This is a genomic window from Bacillus sp. I-2, from assembly GCF_001974945.1.
Taxonomy (GTDB): Bacteria; Bacillota; Bacilli; order Bacillales; family Bacillaceae; genus Bacillus; species Bacillus safensis.
Window position 1 is genome coordinate 120,857 of sequence record NZ_LZRW01000011.1, and the last position, 20,394, is coordinate 141,250.

Below are 20,394 nucleotides of genomic sequence, written 5' to 3' on the forward strand. Positions count from 1 at the left end.
TAAAAAGGCACGACTCCTTGGAGCGTGTCTTTTTTTGTTTCGAATAATTGTTTGTATGCTTGTCCGGAAGCACACTCTCTTGCTTTGTGCTCTCATTCCTCGACAAAAACAATAACAATCCACCAAAAGTTCTCTATCATCCCCAACAAGAATTGACAGACTTCCATCTCTTGGCTGTTTTATACTGGTACAAACAAGTGCAAGTACTGCTTTTGATTCTTTGTTTCAGATGAAAGGAGCAGAAGGTGGTCATTTATTTAGATGTGATTTGGCTGTTAAACTTTTGTTTTGATCTATTGCTTCTCTTACTCACTGCATTTATTCTCAAACGACAAGTAAAAAAACGGCGATATATGTTAGGAGCTCTGATTGGATCGAGCATTGTTCTCTTGCTCTTTACACCATTTGCAATGTTTGTGTCACACCCTTTAGGCAAACTGCTTTTTTCTGTCTTGATCGTGCTTGTCACTTTTGGATTTCAAAGATTTCGATCCTTTTTTCAAAACCTGTTTGCTTTTTACTTTGTCACATTTTTGATGGGAGGAGGCATGATCGGGGTTCATTCGTTTTTACAAACCAATACTGTTATTCAAGACGGGCTACTGATTTCACAAAATGATGGCTTTGGTGATCCCATTAGCTGGCTTTTTGTTTTAACCGGCTTTCCAGCGATTTGGCTGTTTTCAAAGAAACGATTAGGAGAGGTCGGTGCGAAAAAAAGACAGTTTGATGAACAAGTCCTTGCGGAGATACACATTCAAGGAGAGACCATCCGCTTAAAGGGACTCGTCGATTCTGGCAATCAGCTGTATGATCCTATGACGAAAACACCTGTGATGATCGTTCAAGCAGATGAGCTCATGTCCATTTGTGGAGAGCCATTTATAGAGCTTATGAAGCAGTCTCATCCTGTTGAAGTGATGCAAAAGCTCGATGATCAATTTCCGCTTCTTGATCGTTTAAGACTTGTTCCATATCGAGCGGTCGGTCATGATCAAGGGTTTCTTCTATGCTTAAAACCAGATACGGTCATCATTTATTCAAAAACGCATATGATCCAGCCAGCCAAGTGTTTTGTAGGCATGAGTCTGAGCGGTTTATCAGCAGATCAGGAATTTCAATCCATCATTCATCCAGATATGTTAGACGGAAAAATCATCCAAGGGGTGTCTTAAGTTTTGGTGATGTCTTTTATCTTACGAGGTCAACTTGACATTTAGAAGGGAGAAGAAGATGAAAAAATTAAAATTTAAACTCACTTACTACTGGTATAAACTCCTCATGAAGCTAGGTCTTAAGAGTGATGAGATTTATTATATTGGTGGTAGTGAGGCGCTGCCGCCGCCATTATCAAAGGATGAAGAGCAGGAACTGCTTGTCAAATTACCAAAAGGTGATCAAACAGCAAGGGCCATCCTGATTGAAAGAAATTTGCGGTTGGTGGTCTACATCGCAAGAAAATTTGAAAACACAGGGATTAATATTGAGGATTTAATTAGTATTGGAACTATTGGTCTAATTAAGGCAGTCAATACATTTAACCCAGAAAAAAAGATCAAGCTTGCGACGTATGCTTCGAGATGTATTGAAAACGAGATTTTGATGTATTTGCGCCGAAATAATAAAATTCGTTCAGAAGTGTCGTTTGATGAGCCGCTCAACATTGATTGGGACGGAAATGAACTGCTTTTATCAGACGTACTTGGAACAGATGATGATATTATCACACGGGATATTGAAGCAAATGTAGATAAAAAACTTTTGAAAAAAGCGCTGGAGCAATTAAATGACCGTGAAAAACAGATCATGGAGCTCAGATTCGGCTTGGTTGGCGGTGAGGAAAAAACCCAAAAAGATGTCGCTGACATGCTAGGCATTTCCCAGTCGTATATTTCAAGGCTTGAAAAAAGAATTATTAAACGATTACAAAAAGAATTTAACAAAATGGTCTAAAAAAATTTTTAAAAAAGCTCTGTCCCTCTGCTGTCAAAGGAATCAACTTCTTTTCTCATGATTCTCGTCATCACTCGTGCATATTTTTCCATCCCAAGGAGATACTGAACTTTGTACAACAGCTCCTGTAGGGAGGGAAAAAAGTGTCCAGAAATAAAGTGGAAATCTGCGGAGTCGACACCTCCAAACTGCCTGTTCTGAAAAACGAAGAGATGAGAAAATTGTTCAGACAGCTGCAAGATGAGGGTGACGATACAGCAAGAGAAAAGCTAGTCAATGGCAATTTGCGGTTGGTTTTAAGTGTGATTCAGCGTTTTAACAACAGAGGCGAGTATGTGGATGATCTCTTCCAAGTAGGCTGTATCGGATTAATGAAATCAATTGATAATTTTGATTTAAGCCACAATGTCAGATTTTCAACTTATGCGGTCCCTATGATCATAGGAGAAATCCGTCGATACTTGCGTGATAACAACCCAATTCGGGTGTCTCGTTCACTAAGAGATATTGCCTACAAAGCGCTTCAGGTTCGTGAGAGGCTGATTAGTGAGACAAGCAAGGAGCCAACGGCAGAAGACATTGCCAAAGTGCTGGAAGTGCCTCATGAGGAAATTGTCTTTGCCCTAGATGCGATTCAAGATCCTGTTTCTTTGTTTGAACCGATCTATAATGACGGAGGAGATCCGATTTATGTGATGGATCAAATTAGTGATGATCGGAACAAAGACACACAATGGGTAGAGGAATTGGCCTTAAAAGAGGGAATGCGCCGACTGAATGATCGAGAAAAAATGATTCTTCGCAAACGCTTCTTCCAAGGAAAAACGCAAATGGAAGTCGCTGAAGAGATCGGGATTTCTCAAGCACAAGTCTCAAGACTTGAAAAAGCAGCCATCAAACAAATGAATAAAAACATCTTTTAAAGCCGCCGCTTCATGTGCGGCTTTTTTCATTCTTGGAAAGAGCACGTCTCTAGTATTGACTCTGTTATTTTTTTCATTTAATCTGTTTTTAACAAATGTTATTTAAGATATCATTTGTTAGGAAACACTTAAGCGGAAAGAAGGGTTATTATGACATTCCATGATGAAAGAAGGCTGCTCATTAAGGTTGCGCATATGTATTATGAAGAAGGCGCCACTCAATCTAAAATAGCAGAAGCGGTTGGGGTTAGCCGTTCGCTCATATCGAAATATTTGGCAAAAGCACGTGAAGCAGGAATCGTGGAAATCATTATTCATGATGAAATGAATCAACAATATGGATCTTTAGAAAGAAAAATAGAGCGGAAATACGGGCTGCGAGAAGTCGTCTGTGTGGAAACGCTCAGCCAAGAAACAACAAAAAGCCGAATCGGCGCTGCGGCGGCTGGTTTTTTATTAAAAGTCATGAAGGATGGACAAGTCATCGGTTTTTCCTCAGGAACCACTTTGCATGAAATGGCGAAAGCGCTTACGTCAGTTCAGCATTACCCATCTGTGACATTTGTTCCGCTTGTCGGGGGTGTGGGAAACGAAGATGTTGATATCCATGCCAATTATATTATTGCGAGATGCACAGAGGCACTCAAATCTAAATGTGAGTTTTTACATGTGCCTGTCATGCTTGATACGAAAGAAGCGAAGGATGTACTAATTCGGCAGCCGTCAATCAAAAAAGTGATTGAACTAGGAGAATCATCAAATATTGCGGTTGTCGGGATTGGCGGGGTTCCGCAGCATTCAACGATGGTGAAATCTTATATGACAAGCGGTGAGGAGGATATTCTTCAAGCGAAGGATGTAGCGGGTGACATTTGCTATAACTTTATTGATCACCAAGGGGAAGTGTATCCTCACCCATGGAACGACAGGGTAATGGGCATAAGCCCGCAAAAGCTGAAAGAAATCCCGCTTGTCATTGGTGTCGCTGGAGGAGAAGAAAAAGTTGAAGCGATCCGGGCAGCATTAGAAGGTGGATTAATACATGTATTAATTACGGATGAACGAACAGGAGATGCCTTATTAAAGTAAACTACCTAATATGATTAGGTAGTTTTTTTGAGTCTTTAGACTCAAAAAAATTGAAAATTTTATCGATTTTAGCTTGACACAAAGTTGACACATCATATAAACTAAGTTCATAACAAATGATAAATAAAATAACAAATGTTACAAGAAACAGATTTTTGTTAATTTTTATAACATTTGTTAAAAGTTTCAGATTATTTTTCTAGCAATCTACCCGAGAAGCAAGAAAACCTGAAAGGATGATTTAGATGTCAATCTATCAACAGTTGTTAGCTCGAGAACGCAGTGGAGATCCAATCAAAGTGGGAATTATTGGGGCAGGCCAAATGGGCTTTGGACTTATTTCACAAATTTCTAAAATTCCAGGCATGATTGTAGCAGGTGTTTGTGATATTCACCTTAGTGCAGCAGAGAAGGCAGCGAATTTTTACAAGCAGCATGCGAAGCCGCATCAAATGGTCGTCACAAATGATTATAGAGAAGTGATTCAATCAGATTTTGTGGAAGTTGTCGTAGATGCAACAGGAGTGCCAGAGGTCGGAGCAAACATTTCTTTGGAAGCGCTTAATTCAAAGAAACATCTCGTTCTTTTAAATGTAGAAGTTGATATTACCATCGGTTTGGTGATGCATAAATTATTCACAAATGCAGGACTTGTTTATTCTGGATCAGCTGGAGACGAACCGGCAGCAACACTAGAATTATATGAATTTGCAAAAACAATGGGACTTGAGGTGCTCGTTGCTGGGAAAGGCAAGAACAACCCATTCTTCCCAGAAGCAAATCCAGATACGTGTAAAGCAGAAGCAGATAGTAAACATATGAGTGCACATATGCTCGCTGCCTTCCAAGACGGAACAAAAACAATGGCAGAAATGAACTTATTAAGTAACGCGACAGGGCTTTTGCCAGATAAAGTCGGTATGCACGGAGTCGAAGCAAATTTAGAGAATGTAGCAGATAAATTGAATCAAAAACAACAAGGCGGCGTGCTCGATCACTTCGGAGTCGTTGAATATGTAAATGGACTTGCTCCAGGCGTATTCGTTATCGTCAAGAGTGATCTAGAGCCAGTAGATGAAGAGCTTCGTTACTTAAAAGTTGGAAAAGGTCCTCACTACACGCTTTACCGTCCTTTCCACTTAGCGAGTCTTGAAACACCTGTTACCATCGCAAAAGCGGTCTTACAGCATGATTCATCGATCCACCCGATTGGTGTACCAGTGTCAGAAACAGTCGCTGTTGCGAAAAGAGATATTAAAGCAGGGGAATCACTTGACGGAATTGGCGGATACTCCGTAAGAGGTGTACTTGAAACGCATCAAGACATGAAAACGAACGGTCACATTCCAATTGGCTTAATCAGCGGAAAAGTTGTAGCGAAAAAAGACATCAAATTAGGACAGTTCCTTACTCATGATGATGTAGAGCTTGATTCAAACACAACCGTCTGGAAGCTGCGTTCATTACAAGATCACTTATTTCAATCATAAGGACGTGAAGCTATGGAAAAATTAGCAATCGTACTTTGTATCATTCTCATAGTGCAGTATGGGTTATCTTTTATTCAAATCAAGTATTACCGCAAAAGCATGGACTCACTGATTGATGACTACAGAGGGAAACAAGGCTATCACTTATTTTCAGGAATGGAACGGCGCAAAGTTGGCCCTGGGGCCATTGCGCTCATCATTGTGGATGAATCGTATATCATTCAAAAATGTCATGTGCTTGGCGGCGTGTCGATCTTATCTAAATTTAAAGAAGTCCCTGCATATGAAGGCAAGCATGTAGGGGCTGTGCTGGACGAGCACCACATGATGAAGAAAACGTTGAAAAAGCGCAAAAAAGCGCCAGCTGTCATGCAAGCACTTTCCATGGCGGCTGAACAGGCACTTGTCTCGATTTCGAAAAAAAATATAACAAATGTGAACTAAAGAAAGGGGAGATGAAACATGGAATGGATTCAATGGTTTGGAGAGCACTTTATCGGCATGTTTGAAGCCGGCGGAAAGCAGTTCATGGGTCTGATTACAGGTATCGTTCCAACGCTTGTTGTGTTACTTACTTTCACTTATGCTGTCATGAAATTTATTGGAGAAGAGCGAGTGAATAGAGCCATTCAGTTTGCAGCGAAATATACCATTTTGCGCTACACGTTAATGCCGATCTTATCTGTTCTTATTTTGACAAACCCAATGGCTTATACGTTTGGCCGCTTCTTACCTGAAAAACAAAAACCAGCATTCTATGATTCAGCTGTTTCATTTGTTCATCCGGTGACATCACTGTTCCCGTATGCCAACGCAGGAGAACTATTTGTCTACTTAGGAATTGCGAACGGGATTAAAGAAGCTGGATATTCAATGTCAGAGCTTGCTGTTCGTTACTTCTTAGTCGGGATCGTCGTCATTTTACTACGCGGAATCATTACTGAATGGATTACAAAATATTTAGCAGGAAAAATGAAAGCGAATTCACAATAGGGGAGGGTTAGACATGACAAACCACAAAGTATTTGTTGCAAAAGGTGCTGGCGGATGGGGAGAAGGCTTAGAGCTTGAACCAACTGGTAAAAGAAGAAAGGTTGTTTCCATTACAGGGGGAGGCATTCACCCGGTTGCACGTAAAATTGCAGAAATGACAGGGACAGAAGCATGTGACGGCTTTAAAAACTCTATACCAGAAGATGAAATGATGTGTGTTGTCATTGACTGCGGGGGAACGGCGCGAATCGGACTTTATCCAATGAAACGCATTCCAACTGTAGACGTTTTGGCATCCTCTCCTTCTGGGCCGCTTGCTAAACATATTACAGAAGATATCTTCGTATCAGGCGTAACAGAAAAAGATATTTCCTATGCAGAAGCATCTGATGGTGAGTCGAAAGCAGAAGGTCAGGAAAACAGTGAGTCGATTGACAAAGAGAATTTCAAAGAAACGTATGCAAAGCTGAAAGAGGAAAATATTGAGCGGCAGGAAAAAGGCAATTTCCTGATGAGATTCTCACGCGGAATCGGGAAAGTCACCGGTACGTTCTACCAGGCCGGCCGTGATTCTGTTGATATGCTTTTGAAAAACATTATTCCATTCATGGCATTTGTCAGTATGTTAATTGGAATTATCAATTATACAAAAATCGGTGATCTGATTGCCCATTTTCTATCACCTTTGGCAGGATCTCTTTGGGGGCTTTTACTGCTCGTTGTGGTCTGTACACTGCCGTTCCTATCACCTGTCTTAGGACCTGGTGCAGTCATTGCCCAAGTCATCGGTGTTCTGATTGGTAGTCAAATTGCACTAGGAAACATTCCGCCTCAATTTGCACTTCCTGCACTATTTGCCATCAACGGTCAAGTAGGGTGTGATTTTATTCCAGTGGGGCTGTCACTTGGTGAAGCGAAGCCGGAAACGGTACAATATGGGGTACCAGCTGTTTTGTATAGCCGTCTTATTACAGGGGTTCTATCTGTTGTGATCGCATACGTTGCCAGCTTCGGTATGTATTAAACGTATTAAAGGAGGAATCGAGATACATGGTAACACAATCTGTTGTAAAAGAAATTGGGATCTTAGTCCCGCAATTTAAAGAAGATAAGCTGATTGTTTTATTTGGACCCGCAGCGCCGCAGGAATTAAGAGATATGTCTGTCATTCATGAGTTCGAACATCTAGAAGAAGAGCCGCTGAAGCTAGGCGGAACCATTCAAGTGGGCGATCAAACGTACACGATCACAGCCCTCGGCAATAAAGCAAATGACAACTTTAAAGAGCTCGGCCATATTTCGATCTACTTCCAAGAGCCGTTTGATGATGTATTACCAGGAGCTGTTTTTGCATCACCGCACACGTTTCCTGATATAAAAGAAGGCGTACGAATTGAAATTTCGTAACCTTGTAAAAAAGCTGTTCCTAAATTGGAGCAGCTTTTTTATATGAGGTTTACCAGAAAGAGCATTTACGATATGCTGTAAACATTCATTATTTGTATATTCAGAATTTTTACTCAGGAGGAAGTTATAGTGTCACTTGAATTGAAGAATGTTTCGTTAAAAAGAAATGGGAAATGGCTGCTGCAGTCTGTTGACTGGCTGGTAAATAAGCAGGAACACTGGGTGCTTTACGGTTTAAATGGTGCGGGAAAAACCGCTTTATTAAATATGCTCTGCTCCTATTATTTCCCCACGTCAGGCGAGATGACAGTGCTGGGACATGTCTTTGGCAAGGAAGCTCTTGGTGAAAAGCTCAGGAGGAAAATTGGTCTCATCTCAGCGGGACTTGAAAAGAAATTACACAGAGACGACAATGCATTTGAAATTGTTTTGAGCGGCGCATTTGCTTCTATCGGGCTTTATGAAACCCCAACAGATGAAATGAGAGAGAAAGCCATTGATCTATTAAAAGCGTTTGGTTCATTCAAATATGCCAACAGAACATATGAAACCCTCTCACAGGGAGAGAAGCAAAAAGTCTTGATTGCGAGAGCTTTAATGAATGATCCGCAGCTCTTGATTTTAGATGAACCTGTGACGGGTCTTGACTTTTTAGCAAGAGAGCAAGTGCTGGAGACCATCTCATTTATTGCAGCAAAGCCTGATGCGCCTACTTTGCTCTATACGACCCATCATGCAGAGGAGATTCTGCCTGTTTTTCAGCACACCTTATTATTAAAAGATGGAGCTGTTTTTGATCAAGGAGAAACGAAAGAAATGATGACAAGCGGCTTGCTTTCTTCTTTTTTTGAATGTCCTGTAGATGTCATGTGGAGAAATGGCCGCCCGCATTTAAGCAAATTGTAGATAAAAGAAACTATTGGTCTGCGTCCCTGCTTTTCCATCATACATATTATAGTAGAAAACGAAAGGCGGGGAAGGACAGATGATCAGTATTTCTGAATTCCAAATCAAGGATGTCGTCGATGTATCCAGCGGGAAAAAACTAGGCACCATTGGGGACATTGATATTAATGTCACAAGCGGTAAAATCCAAGCGATTATTATTGGCGGCACAGGTAAAATGATGGGATTTTTCGGAAAAGAAGAGGAAATGATTGTCCCATGGCGAAATATAGTAAAAATTGGCGAAGATGTGATACTTGTCCGCTTGTCTTCTTAATTCGTATAATTCCTCAATGAATCATTCAATTTTTCCTTAAAACAAACTCTTCATTCTTAGCAAACAATGTCTTTTTCGGGTAAAAAGATTACGTTTTCATATCAATTTGTAAAAAAACCTGCAGAAAGGGCACATTTGAGTGTAATATTTAATGAATCCCACTAACTGTCTATGCATGTCTTGTGGTAAAATAGGAGCGAAATAAAGAGAGATGAATGAAAGGTGGGAGGCAGCTTTGACATACAAATATGACCCCTTTCAGCAGAAATCACCATATGCAATGACCATTCATGATTGGACGAACATGACATGTTCTGGTAAAGAGGTATTGGCCGGGTTTACAACAAAAAATGGCGGCTTCAGCCTACCTCCATATCAATCATTGAACACTGGACTCCATGTAGGAGATGATGCTTCTAGTGTTCAAAGGAATCGTCAAGTCATAGCAGATGCTGCTGCTGTGCCGCTCTCTGATTGGGTGTTTGCAGACCAAACACACGAGGATCGCATCCTGAAAGCCACCAAGGAGCAAAGAGGAAGAGGAAGTCTTCATTATCATGAGGCACTGCCTGGTACAGACGGTTTATATACGTCTGAGACGAACATGATGCTCGCTCTTTGTTTCGCTGATTGTGTTCCGCTTTATTTTCTAGCTCCGCAAAACGGATTAATTGGAACGGCTCATGCCGGCTGGAAAGGAACCGTCAAGCAAATTGGTGCAAAGATGGTTGATGTATGGGTCAGCCAAGAAGGTGCCAAGGCCGATCATATTCAAGTCGTCATTGGACCATCCATTGGCAGCTGCTGCTACATAGTCGATGACGCAGTCATGGATCAAGTGAAACAGCTTCCTTTTTCAACAGAGGATGTGTATTCCGAGATTTCACCAGGACAATATAAAATTGATTTGAAAACATTAAACAAAAACGTATTGCTTCATGCAGGAATAAAAGAAGAAAACATACATGTTAGTTCGATGTGCACAAGCTGCAATGATCAGCTTTTCTTCTCACACCGGCGTGATCAAGGGAAAACAGGACGTATGATGTCTTTTGTCGGGTTTAAGGAGGCATAAGTGCAATTGAATGTACGAGAGAATCTCAGACAAATAAATGAACAAATACACGAAGCATGTAAAAGAGCCGGTAGACAACCAGCAGATGTATCGGTCGTCGCTGTGACAAAGTATGTCTCCATTGAACGAGCACAAGAAGCCAAAGAAGCAGGAATTATGCACTTTGGTGAAAATCGTGACCAAGGGTTACTTGAAAAGCAGGCGGCCATAACCGATGAAAACATTAGCTGGCACTTCATCGGCAGTTTACAGACGCGAAAAGTGAAATCTGTCATTCAGACAATCGACTATTTACATTCGCTTGACAGAATGTCCCTTGCGAATGAAATTGAAAAAAGAGCGGATCATACGGTTCGCTGTTTTGTACAAGTGAACACATCACTTGAGGAGTCAAAACACGGCTTGCAAAGCGAAGACGTGATTCCATTTGTGAAACAGCTGGCTGATTTCAAACACATTGAAGTGGCTGGGCTGATGACAATGGCTCCATTTACAGATGATCACACTGTGATTCGCAACTGTTTTAAAACATTAAAAAACCTTCAAGAAGAGGTAAAACTTCTTAACCAAGTAAATGCACCTTGTCAGCATTTATCGATGGGCATGTCAAATGATTTTGAAATCGCAATTGAAGAAGGTGCGACATTCGTTCGGATTGGCTCTTCACTTGTTGGAAATGAAACAGGAGGTGCGTGACATGAGCATAAAAAATAAGTTTAAAAGCTTTTTCACTCTCGACGATGAAGAGTATGAGTACGAATATATTGATGAAGAAAGAGAACCCGTTCAAGAAGAAAAAGGAACGAAGGACAAAGCAGCATTTCAAGATCGTCCGCAGACAGGAAAACAAAATGTCGTCAGCTTGCAAAGCGTGCAAAAATCCTCTAAAGTGGTGTTAAGTGAGCCGCGTGTTTATGCAGAGGCGCAGGAGATTGCAGACCATATTAAAAACAGACGTGCAGTCGTCGTGAATTTGCAGCGCATTCAGCATGATCAAGCAAAGCGAATCATTGACTTCTTAAGCGGAACCGTTTATGCAATCGGTGGAGACATCCAGCGTATTGGCTCGAATATATTCCTCTGCACACCTGATAATGTAGATGTATCTGGTACAATATCAGAGCTATTGACAGAGGAAGAACCTCAGAGGTGGTAAATCATAGTGATTCTAAATTTCATTTTTAATATTTTAGGAACGGTATTAACGATTTACTCATTCGCGATTATTATTTACATCTTTATGTCATGGGTGCCATCTGCAAGAGAAACTGTGTTTGGCCGTTTTCTGACAAATATTTGCGAACCGTATTTAGAACCATTTCGTAAAATTATTCCGCCAATCGGCATGATTGACATCTCGCCGATTGTGGCATTGCTTGTGATTCGTTTTGCATCATCATATGGACTAACTGGTCTTTACAATATGATTGTGCGCTTCATGTAAACAGGCTGCCGGGCTTGGCACTGCCAGGCTCTTTTACATAAGAGGGGAACAAAATGAGCGATATCTATCAGCATTTTAGAAAAGACGAACAGCCATTTGTCGACCAAGTGTTAGGCTGGAAAAAAATCGCACTCGACCAATATCGAATGAAATTAACAGATTTCCTTGATCCGCGTGAGCAATTTATTACTGAGTCCGTCATCCAGCATGGCGAAGAACTTGGAATCATGTTTTTTGGCGGGTATGAGGGAGCGGAGCGCAAAAGAGCTCTCATTTATCCTGATTATTTAGAACCTTCTATTCAAGATGTTGAGCTGTCATATTTTCAGGTGAACTATGCGAAAAAGTTTATTTCCTTAGAACACCCGAAGCTTCTCGGCTCATTGATTGGGACAGGCTTGAAGCGTCAAAAATTCGGAGATCTATTATTTTCAGAGGAAGATGTGCAGTTTATTTGTACAAGTGATGTCGCCGATTTTGTGCGGGCGCAGCTGACACATGTCGGCAGAGCCTCCGTTTCATTAGAGGAAATCACGCAGGCAGAAATAAAGCCAGTGATGACGAAGACTGATATCAAAGAAGATACCATTTCTTCACTTCGGCTTGATGCTGTATGTGCTGCTGTCAGCCGTCAGTCTCGGCAGAAAGCACAGCTTTTAGTCAAAAATGGGCTTGTCAAAGTCAATTGGAAAGTCACTGAGGACCCTTCCTTTACAATCGGTGAAGGCGATCAGCTCTCTGTTCGGGGATTTGGCCGCTTTAGCCTCAAAACGATTGATGGGAAGACCAAAAAAGATAAATTCAAAGTAACATTTGAGCTTCTGACATAACGAACTTGAATCTGGAGGTGGCGAGGTTGCCATTAACACCTAATGATATTCATAATAAAACGTTCACAAAAAGCTTTCGGGGCTATGACGAAGACGAAGTAAACGAGTTTTTAAGCCAAGTACGTAAAGACTATGAGATCGTACTTCGTAAAAAGAATGAGCTTGAAGACAAAGTAAACGAGCTTGACGAAAGACTAGGTCATTTTGCAACAATTGAAGAGACATTAAACAAATCGATTCTTGTGGCGCAGGAAGCAGCAGAAGACGTAAAGCGTCATTCTGATAAAGAAGCAAAATTGATTATTCGTGAAGCAGAGAAAAATGCAGACCGTATTATCAACGAAGCGCTGTCAAAATCAAGAAAAATTGCGATGGAAATCGAAGAGCTGAAGAAACAGTCGAAGGTCTTTAGAACTCGTTTCCAAATGCTCATCGAAGCACAGCTTGATCTTCTGAAAAATGACGATTGGGATCATTTACTGGAATATGAAGTAGACGCTGTCTTTGACGAAAAAGAATAAGCGCATCATCTTGACATGACGTGCTCATGTTGCATATAATACCATCATAAATTAACAAGAGATAAACGTTTGAAAGGGACACTCGCAGCTGTCACATGCGTAATAAAGCGAATCAGGGATGGTGGAAGCCTGACATTACGAGACGCTGCAATGAGATCACCCCTTTAGTTCCTTTTCTGAAAAAACCAGTAAGAAAAGGCGTCTGATCACGTTACGATTTTTGAGTGGATAAGCGGCTCTTTCATATCGCTTGTCTAAAAGGGTGGTACCGCGAGACAAGCCTTCTCGTCCCTTATGGGATGAGAGGGCTTTTTTTATTGTTTTTTAATCAGAATTTGCATGTGGAGGAATGGGTATGAACTACAAAGACACCTTATTAATGCCGAAAACAGAATTCCCGATGAGAGGGAACTTGCCGAACAAAGAGCCTGAAATCCAAGAGGAGTGGGCAGAGAAAGACATCTATCAAATGGTTTTAGAGCGGACTAAAGGACGCCCGACGTTTATTTTGCATGATGGACCTCCATATGCGAATGGTGACATTCATATGGGGCATGCACTTAATAAAATCCTAAAAGATTTTATCGTCCGTTTTAAATCAATGAACGGATACCATGCACCGTACGTACCGGGCTGGGATACACACGGCTTACCAATTGAAACAGCTCTTACTAAAAATAAAAAAGTCAAACGCAAAGAAATGTCTACAGCAGAATTCCGCAAACTATGCGAGGAGTATGCTTGGAAGCAAATTGAAGGTCAGCGCAGCCAGTTTAAGCGATTAGGCGTTAGAGCAGACTGGGACAATCCATATGTCACATTAAAGCCTGAATACGAAGCACAGCAAATCCTTGTCTTTGGTGAAATGGCGAAGAGAGGCTATATCTATAAAGGATTAAAGCCTGTTAACTGGTCTCCTTCAAGTGAATCAGCCCTCGCTGAAGCGGAAATTGAATATAAAGACAAACGTTCACCATCGATTTACGTTTCGTTTAAAGTAAAAGATGGCAAAGGCGTTCTTGAAAACGGCGAACAATTCATTATCTGGACAACAACACCTTGGACGCTTCCTGCAAACCTTGGCATTTGTGTTCATCCAAACTTAGAGTACAGTGTTCTTCAAGTCGGTGCTGAGCGTTATGTCGTTGCATCTGAACTGGTTGAACAAGTAGTAAAAACACTCGGCTTTGAAGAATACGAAGTTGTGAAAACATTAAAAGGTAAAGAATTAGATAAAATCGTTGCAGCACATCCAATTTACGATAGAGATTCTCTTGTGATGCTTGGCGATCACGTGACAACTGATGCGGGAACAGGCTGTGTTCACACAGCACCAGGCCACGGGGAAGATGACTTTATTGTCGGTATGAAATACGGTCTTGATGTGCTCTGTCCAGTAGATGAAAAAGGTGTGATGACAGATGAGGCGCCTGGTTTTGAAGGACTATTCTATGAGGATGCTAATAAAGCCATCACAGAACAGCTAGAAGCAAAAGGTGCGCTGAAAAAGCTCGACTTTATCACGCACTCCTACCCGCATGACTGGAGAACGAAAAAACCAACGATTTATCGTGCGACAGCTCAGTGGTTTGCATCCATTAAAGATTTTAGAGAAGCGTTATTAGACAATATTAAAGAAACAAAATGGGTTCCAGCATGGGGAGAAACACGTCTGTTCAATATGGTGCGTGACAGAGGTGACTGGTGTATTTCAAGACAGCGTGTATGGGGCGTTCCAATTCCGGTCTTTTATGCGGAAAATGGTGAGCCGATCATCACGGACGAAACCATTCAGCATGTATCTCAATTATTTAGAGAGCATGGCTCGAATATTTGGTTTGAAAAAGAAGCAAAAGAGCTATTGCCAGAAGGCTTTACACATCCAGGCAGCCCGAATGGTGAATTCACAAAAGAGCAGGACATCATGGATGTATGGTTTGATTCCGGTTCTTCTCACCAAGCTGTTTTAGAAGAAAGAGACGACCTAGTCCGTCCGGCAGATCTTTACCTTGAAGGCTCTGACCAATATCGCGGCTGGTTTAACTCCTCTTTATCAACAGCAGTTGCTGTCACTGGAAAAGCACCATATAAAGGTGTCCTAAGCCATGGCTTCACGCTTGATAAAGAAGGACGTAAGATGAGTAAATCATTAGGCAATACGATTGATCCAACGAAGGTCGCGAAGCAGCTTGGTGCAGAGATTCTTAGACTTTGGGTATCTTCTGTCAACTATCAAGCCGATCATCCAGTGTCTGATGATATTTTGAAACAAGTAGCAGAAGTCTATCGTAAGATCCGTAACACCTTCCGCTTCCTGCATGGGAACTTATTTGACTTTGACCCAGCAGTTAATGCCGTGCCGGTAGAAGAGCTTCGCGAAGTGGATCAATACATCATGATCAAATTAAACAAATTGATTGATAAAGTGAAAAAAGCTTATGATGATTACGAATTTGCGGTCGTCTATCATGCGATTCACAATTTCTGTACGATTGAGCTCAGCTCTTTCTATCTCGATTTTGCAAAGGATGTCGTCTACATTGAGCATGCCGATCATCCAGACCGCCGCAGCATGCAGACTATCTTCTACGAAACATTAATGGCTTTAGTGAAGCTGACTGCACCAATTCTTCCGCATACCGCAGATGAATTATGGAGCCACTTAAGCTTTGTTGAAGAGCCAAGTGTTCAGTTAACAGATATGCCAGAAGGTGTGCTAGTTCCTCAAGCTGAAGCGACAGAAGCGAAGTTTGACCGCTTTATGGAAGTACGTGACGATGTGCTAAAAGCGCTGGAGATTGCGCGTAACGAGAAAGTCATCGGACGTTCACTTGAAGCAAGTGTGACGCTTTATGCGACAGATGAAGTGAAAAACCTTCTTGCATCCATTAAAGAAGATGTGAAGCAGCTCTTTATCATCTCTGAATTAACGGTAGAAGATGAGCAGCATGCAGATGCATCAGCGCCTGAATATACATCAGGACGAATTGTGGTTCAAAAAGCAGAAGGAGAACTATGCGAGCGTTCCCGCATTATTTCAAAAGACGTTGGTGCAAATCCGAAATACCCAACATTGTCGCTGAAAAATGCTGAAATCGTGGAGAAATATTACCAAAATTAACAATGCGATATCACAAGCTGGCGCCCCGTCATATGCGGGGCGTTTTCTTTTATGAGAAAATGACAGCGTTTAGAACGAAAGGAAAAATCTTATGGCTTTAAAGTAACCAGGCGGGGCAACAATATGATTATCACGACAGGGCAGGAGTTGAAATAGCGACATGAATGGCGATCTAGAGACGATTTACACGGAACTCCTTCAAATGAAAGAAGAGCTGCAATCTAAACTGTTTGAATACGCATCATTTCGTTCACCCGCTGAGCATGTCACATTGAATGAGGTCAAAACGACCACACTTCTTTATCACATCAAAGAAGAGCTGCAAGATGTGTCTCTCGCTATTGCAAAAATCGAACAAGGAACCTATGGCATATGTGAGGCAACAGGAGATGTGATTCCGCTTGAACAAATGAGTATTCTTCCTACCGCTCGCACGGCTGACGACTTTTTATATCATAAGCAATACGAGAAAAAAGCATTCACTCCTTATCCTTACGAATCAAATGATTCTCATTTTGAAGCCTTCCACATGTAGGGAGGTTTTTGTCTGTCAACTAAAGTTTCTTTACTCCTTCCTGTTTTCTTGATAAAATGCTTAAAGATCAAAGTATGAAGATGGAGGAACGTGAGTGTTCTATTACATAATCGCATTCGTTATCATTTGTTTAGACCAATTAACAAAATGGCTCATTGTCAAAAATATGATGCTCGGTGATTCTGTTCCAGTCATTGATGGATTCTTTTATATCACGTCTCACCGAAATTCAGGAGCCGCATGGGGAATTCTCCAAGGGCAAATGTGGTTTTTCTATGTGATCACACTCGTTGTTATTGCGGGAATTGTTTATTACTTACAAAAACATGGACAAAAGGACAAGCTGCTGGGAGTAGCGCTGGCCTTAATGCTTGGCGGAGCGATCGGAAACTTTATCGACCGTATTTTCCGTCAGGAAGTGGTTGATTTTGCTCATTTCGTATTTGGGGATTATCACTACCCAATCTTTAATATTGCAGATTCTTCTCTCTGTGTAGGGGTTATTCTGCTCTTCATTCAAATGCTGTTAGATGGAAAGAAAAATAAGGAGTCAACTACATGAATCAAGTAAATATTGCCGTTTCAGAAGAACAAACGAGTGAACGGCTAGATAAATTTCTAAGCACGACAGAACCAGAATGGTCAAGAACCCAAGTCCAGCAATGGGTAAAAGATGGGCTGATCGAAGTAAACGGGAAACAAGTAAAGGCCAATTACAAAGTACAAGCTGGGGATCAAATCAAAGTGGAGATTCCAGATCCGGAAGCGCTAGATGTAGAAGCAGAACCAATGGATCTTGATATTTATTATGAGGATGCAGATGTGTTAGTCGTAAATAAACCACGAGGAATGGTCGTTCATCCAGCGCCGGGTCATGTGTCAGGAACACTTGTAAATGGACTGATGGCACATTGCAAAGACTTATCAGGGATTAACGGTGTGATGCGTCCTGGAATTGTCCACCGAATTGATAAAGATACGTCTGGGCTGTTAATGGTCGCAAAAAACGATATGGCACATGAGTCACTCGTTAATCAGCTGGTGGCTAAAACTGTCACTAGAAAGTATACAGCTGTTGTCCACGGTATTATCCAGCATGATACAGGCACAATTGATGCACCAATTGGCAGAGACAAAAAAGACCGCCAAAGCATGACGGTCACAAAAGAAAATGCAAAACAGGCCGTTACTCACTTTGATGTGATTGAACGCTTTAAAGACTTTACGGTTGTCGAATGCCGTCTTGAAACGGGAAGAACACACCAAATTCGTGTTCATATGAAATATATCGGCTACCCTCTTGCAGGAGATCCGAAATATGGGCCGAGAAAAACAGTCGATTTTAATGGACAGCTGCTGCATGCAGGTGTTTTAGGATTTGATCATCCTAGAACAGGAGAATATATCGAGTTCACAGCACCAATTCCAGCTGATATGCGAGGCTTTATCGATTCATTAAGAAATAACGATTGACAGGCCGTTCTTTTTTTGAAATAATAAACAAAGAAATTGAGATTCTTTAAAACAGTCCAGAGAGGCTGAGAAGGATAACGGATCAATTTGTGCACGCGTATGCACAAATGAACGCCCCTCTCTGCCCTTTGCAGAAGGGGCTTTTTATTTGTCAAAAAGAGGTGTAATAGATGGAACAAAAAGCAGTCATTCTTGATGAACAAGCGATTAGACGAGCGCTTACCCGAATTGCACATGAAATGATTGAGCGCAACAAAGGGATGAAGGATGTCATCCTTGCCGGGATCAAGACAAGAGGCATACATCTTGCTAAGCGCCTTGCAGAGCGCATCGAGCAAATTGAAGGGAATCCAGTCACTGTGGGTGAACTTGATATTACGCTATACCGTGATGACCTGACAAAAAAGACAGACAACCAAGACCCGCTTGTAAAGGGTGCAGACATACCAGCTGACATTAATGACAAAACACTCATTGTTGTTGACGATGTCCTATTTACAGGCAGAACCGTGAGAGCAGCTATGGATGCCCTTGTGGATGTAGGAAGACCATCTTCCATTCAACTGGCTGTGCTTGTCGACCGAGGACACCGGGAGCTGCCGATTCGAGCGGATTATATCGGGAAAAACATTCCGACTTCAAAAGCAGAGACAGTCATGGTTCAGCTCAATGAAGTAGATCAAAACGACCTTGTCGCTATATATGAAAAATAACCTTTTTAAATGCATTCCAGAGAGTTTGCAAAGAGGGCAATAACAGAGACACCGAGCACACGGCTAACATGACGTGTCCGGTTTATCTAGGCCTCTTTGCGCATACTCGCAAAGAGGCTTTTTTAATGAAAAAGGACACATCTAGGAGGAAAATCATGAGTCAGCAAAAAGCCAATTTAGGCATTCGAGATATCCCAAAACCATTCACATGGCTGTCACTTAGCCTGCAGCATTTGTTTGCGATGTTTGGTGCGACCATTCTTGTACCAAAAATCATTGATATGAGTCCAGCCGTCGCGCTCATCTCAAGCGGTGTGGGAACGATTGTTTACTTAATTATCACAAGAGGACAAATTCCGGCGTATCTTGGATCTTCCTTTGCCTTCATCGCCCCCATACTGAATGTGAAAGCAACGGGCGGCTCTGGAGCCGCAATGGTTGGCGCCTTCATGGCGGGTGTCGCTTATGCACTCATCGCCCTATTCATTAAATGGCTCGGCACAGGCTGGCTGATGAAGCTTCTGCCGCCGGTTGTCGTAGGACCAGTCATTATGGTCATCGGACTCGGACTCGCTGGAACAGCAGTCAACATGGCGATGTATGTTGATCCGAATGCAACCGAGCTTGTTTACAGCCTCAAGCACTTAATGGTCGCTGGCTTCACACTGGCTGTCACCATTATCAGTATGATTTTCCTAAGAGGATTCCTTAGCTTAATCCCAGTATTAATCGGCATCATCAGCGGCTATCTCTTTGCCTTAACACAAGGCATTGTGAACTTCCAGCCGGTCATTGACGCAAAATGGTTTGCTGTACCAGACTTTGTCGTGCCATTTGTCGACTATACACCTGCTGTGACCTTAAGCATTCTCACAGTGATGGTACCGGTTGCCTTTGTGACAATGTCTGAGCATATCGGCCACCAAGTGGTGTTAAGTAAGGTCGTAGGACAAGATTTTATTAAAAAACCAGGTCTTCACCGCTCCATTTTAGGAGACAGTGCGGCGACGATCTTCGCTTCACTTATTGGCGGACCGCCAACAACAACTTATGGAGAGAACATTGGCGTACTGGCCATCACAAGAGTGTTCAGTATCTTCGTCATCGGCGGAGCGGCGGTGTTTGCGATCTGCTTCGGTTTTGTAGGGAAAATTTCAGCATTAATCAGTACAGTGCCGTCCGCGGTGATGGGAGGCGTTTCGTTCCTGCTCTTTGGAATCATTGCTTCAAGCGGCCTGAGAATTCTGATTGATCATAAAGTGAATTTTGAAGAAAAGCGTAATCTCATTATCGCATCAGTCATCCTAGTCATAGGGATTGGCGGGGCATTCATTGAGGTGAAACAAATCAATCTCACCCTATCTGGAATGGCACTTGCTGCGATTACGGGTGTGCTGTTAAATCTGATCCTGCCGCATCAAAAAGCAGAAGATGACAACTCAAATGAATCAAATACAGAAAACCTTTTAAAAGAAGTCCAGTGAGGCTGACAAGGGTTCTAAATGGAGCAGAATGCACAAAAGTGCCGCTGCTTCTTTTGGAGAACCCTAAGCTGCCGAGGCTTAGGGTTTTTTTGAACCTGAAAGTGATGAAAAACTAGAGGGG

23 protein-coding genes and 1 other annotated feature are annotated in these 20,394 nt (G+C 41.9%); all 23 genes read left to right on the forward strand.

Annotated elements, in window-relative coordinates; all coding sequences use genetic code 11:
* Positions 1-245 precede the first annotated feature (245 nt).
* The 23 genes from spoIIGA to BAE31_RS04190 all read left to right on the forward strand — a co-directional run bounded on the left by spoIIGA (position 246) and on the right by BAE31_RS04190 (position 20,273).
* The gene (spoIIGA, locus tag BAE31_RS04080) at positions 246-1,175 is read left to right on the forward strand and encodes a sigma-E processing peptidase SpoIIGA (protein WP_041108912.1); all 930 of its coding nucleotides are present in this window, start codon (positions 246-248) and stop codon (positions 1,173-1,175) included.
* Between the two features lie 58 nt (positions 1,176-1,233).
* Positions 1,234-1,953 carry an RNA polymerase sporulation sigma factor SigE gene (gene sigE, locus BAE31_RS04085; protein WP_007499746.1) on the forward strand — a complete coding sequence of 240 codons (720 nt, stop codon included), beginning with the start codon at positions 1,234-1,236 and terminating at the stop codon, positions 1,951-1,953.
* A 143-nt stretch (positions 1,954-2,096) separates the two neighbouring features.
* Positions 2,097-2,876, forward strand: coding sequence for an RNA polymerase sporulation sigma factor SigG (gene sigG / locus BAE31_RS04090; RefSeq protein WP_024424250.1), 780 nt, complete (start codon positions 2,097-2,099; stop codon positions 2,874-2,876).
* 150 nt (positions 2,877-3,026) lie between these two features.
* Positions 3,027-3,965, forward strand: a complete 939-nt coding sequence (locus tag BAE31_RS04095) for a sugar-binding transcriptional regulator (RefSeq protein ID WP_061109809.1) — start codon at positions 3,027-3,029, stop codon at positions 3,963-3,965.
* 245 nt (positions 3,966-4,210) lie between these two features.
* Entirely contained in the window at positions 4,211-5,455 is a 1,245-nt protein-coding gene (locus BAE31_RS04100; protein ID WP_076839530.1) for an NAD(P)H-dependent oxidoreductase, read from the forward strand.
* Between the two features lie 12 nt (positions 5,456-5,467).
* Positions 5,468-5,899, forward strand: coding sequence for a transcriptional regulator GutM (locus BAE31_RS04105; RefSeq protein WP_024424247.1), 432 nt, complete (start codon positions 5,468-5,470; stop codon positions 5,897-5,899).
* Positions 5,900-5,917: 18 nt separating this feature from the next.
* Positions 5,918-6,448 carry a PTS glucitol/sorbitol transporter subunit IIC gene (srlA, locus tag BAE31_RS04110; protein WP_024424246.1) on the forward strand — a complete coding sequence of 177 codons (531 nt, stop codon included), beginning with the start codon at positions 5,918-5,920 and terminating at the stop codon, positions 6,446-6,448.
* A gap of 13 nt (positions 6,449-6,461) precedes the next feature.
* Positions 6,462-7,472 (forward strand): PTS glucitol/sorbitol transporter subunit IIB, encoded by a 1,011-nt coding sequence (srlE, locus tag BAE31_RS04115; protein WP_041108918.1) that lies wholly within the window; start codon positions 6,462-6,464, stop codon positions 7,470-7,472.
* Between the two features lie 26 nt (positions 7,473-7,498).
* The gene (locus BAE31_RS04120; RefSeq protein WP_007499733.1) at positions 7,499-7,855 is read left to right on the forward strand and encodes a PTS glucitol/sorbitol transporter subunit IIA; all 357 of its coding nucleotides are present in this window, start codon (positions 7,499-7,501) and stop codon (positions 7,853-7,855) included.
* 129 nt (positions 7,856-7,984) lie between these two features.
* A complete protein-coding gene (locus tag BAE31_RS04125; RefSeq protein WP_041108919.1) occupies positions 7,985-8,761 on the forward strand; it encodes an ABC transporter ATP-binding protein in 777 nt (258 codons plus the stop codon).
* 79 nt (positions 8,762-8,840) lie between these two features.
* Positions 8,841-9,077: a YlmC/YmxH family sporulation protein gene (locus BAE31_RS04130; RefSeq protein ID WP_008344958.1), complete on the forward strand. Its 237-nt coding sequence runs from the start codon at positions 8,841-8,843 to the stop codon at positions 9,075-9,077.
* A gap of 235 nt (positions 9,078-9,312) precedes the next feature.
* Complete coding sequence (gene pgeF / locus BAE31_RS04135) at positions 9,313-10,152, forward strand: peptidoglycan editing factor PgeF (protein ID WP_170871268.1); 840 nt, start codon at positions 9,313-9,315, stop codon at positions 10,150-10,152.
* A gap of 6 nt (positions 10,153-10,158) precedes the next feature.
* Positions 10,159-10,848, forward strand: a complete 690-nt coding sequence (locus BAE31_RS04140) for a YggS family pyridoxal phosphate-dependent enzyme (RefSeq protein WP_041109747.1) — start codon at positions 10,159-10,161, stop codon at positions 10,846-10,848.
* A 1-nt stretch (position 10,849) separates the two neighbouring features.
* Positions 10,850-11,308, forward strand: a complete 459-nt coding sequence (gene sepF / locus BAE31_RS04145) for a cell division protein SepF (protein ID WP_024424241.1) — start codon at positions 10,850-10,852, stop codon at positions 11,306-11,308.
* A 6-nt stretch (positions 11,309-11,314) separates the two neighbouring features.
* Positions 11,315-11,596 (forward strand): YggT family protein, encoded by a 282-nt coding sequence (locus tag BAE31_RS04150; protein ID WP_024424240.1) that lies wholly within the window; start codon positions 11,315-11,317, stop codon positions 11,594-11,596.
* Between the two features lie 53 nt (positions 11,597-11,649).
* A complete protein-coding gene (locus BAE31_RS04155) occupies positions 11,650-12,426 on the forward strand; it encodes a YlmH family RNA-binding protein (RefSeq protein ID WP_041108921.1) in 777 nt (258 codons plus the stop codon).
* A 26-nt stretch (positions 12,427-12,452) separates the two neighbouring features.
* Complete coding sequence (locus BAE31_RS04160; protein ID WP_008344947.1) at positions 12,453-12,947, forward strand: DivIVA domain-containing protein; 495 nt, start codon at positions 12,453-12,455, stop codon at positions 12,945-12,947.
* Positions 12,948-13,006: 59 nt separating this feature from the next.
* Positions 13,007-13,243: a binding site (T-box leader), on the forward strand.
* Positions 13,244-13,302: 59 nt separating this feature from the next.
* Positions 13,303-16,068 (forward strand): isoleucine--tRNA ligase, encoded by a 2,766-nt coding sequence (ileS, locus tag BAE31_RS04165; protein ID WP_076839531.1) that lies wholly within the window; start codon positions 13,303-13,305, stop codon positions 16,066-16,068.
* 160 nt (positions 16,069-16,228) lie between these two features.
* Positions 16,229-16,603, forward strand: a complete 375-nt coding sequence (locus tag BAE31_RS04170) for a TraR/DksA family transcriptional regulator (protein WP_024424237.1) — start codon at positions 16,229-16,231, stop codon at positions 16,601-16,603.
* 94 nt (positions 16,604-16,697) lie between these two features.
* Positions 16,698-17,165 (forward strand): signal peptidase II, encoded by a 468-nt coding sequence (gene lspA, locus BAE31_RS04175; protein ID WP_024424236.1) that lies wholly within the window; start codon positions 16,698-16,700, stop codon positions 17,163-17,165.
* Positions 17,162-18,076 carry an RluA family pseudouridine synthase gene (locus tag BAE31_RS04180; RefSeq protein ID WP_061109813.1) on the forward strand — a complete coding sequence of 305 codons (915 nt, stop codon included), beginning with the start codon at positions 17,162-17,164 and terminating at the stop codon, positions 18,074-18,076. The genes lspA and BAE31_RS04180 overlap by 4 nt, the downstream gene beginning before the upstream one ends.
* A gap of 170 nt (positions 18,077-18,246) precedes the next feature.
* Positions 18,247-18,789 (forward strand): bifunctional pyr operon transcriptional regulator/uracil phosphoribosyltransferase PyrR, encoded by a 543-nt coding sequence (gene pyrR, locus BAE31_RS04185; RefSeq protein ID WP_024424234.1) that lies wholly within the window; start codon positions 18,247-18,249, stop codon positions 18,787-18,789.
* 155 nt (positions 18,790-18,944) lie between these two features.
* On the forward strand, positions 18,945-20,273 hold the full coding sequence (locus BAE31_RS04190) for a solute carrier family 23 protein (protein WP_076839532.1): 1,329 nt from the start codon (positions 18,945-18,947) through the stop codon (positions 20,271-20,273).
* The last annotated feature ends 121 nt before the right edge of the window (positions 20,274-20,394 follow it).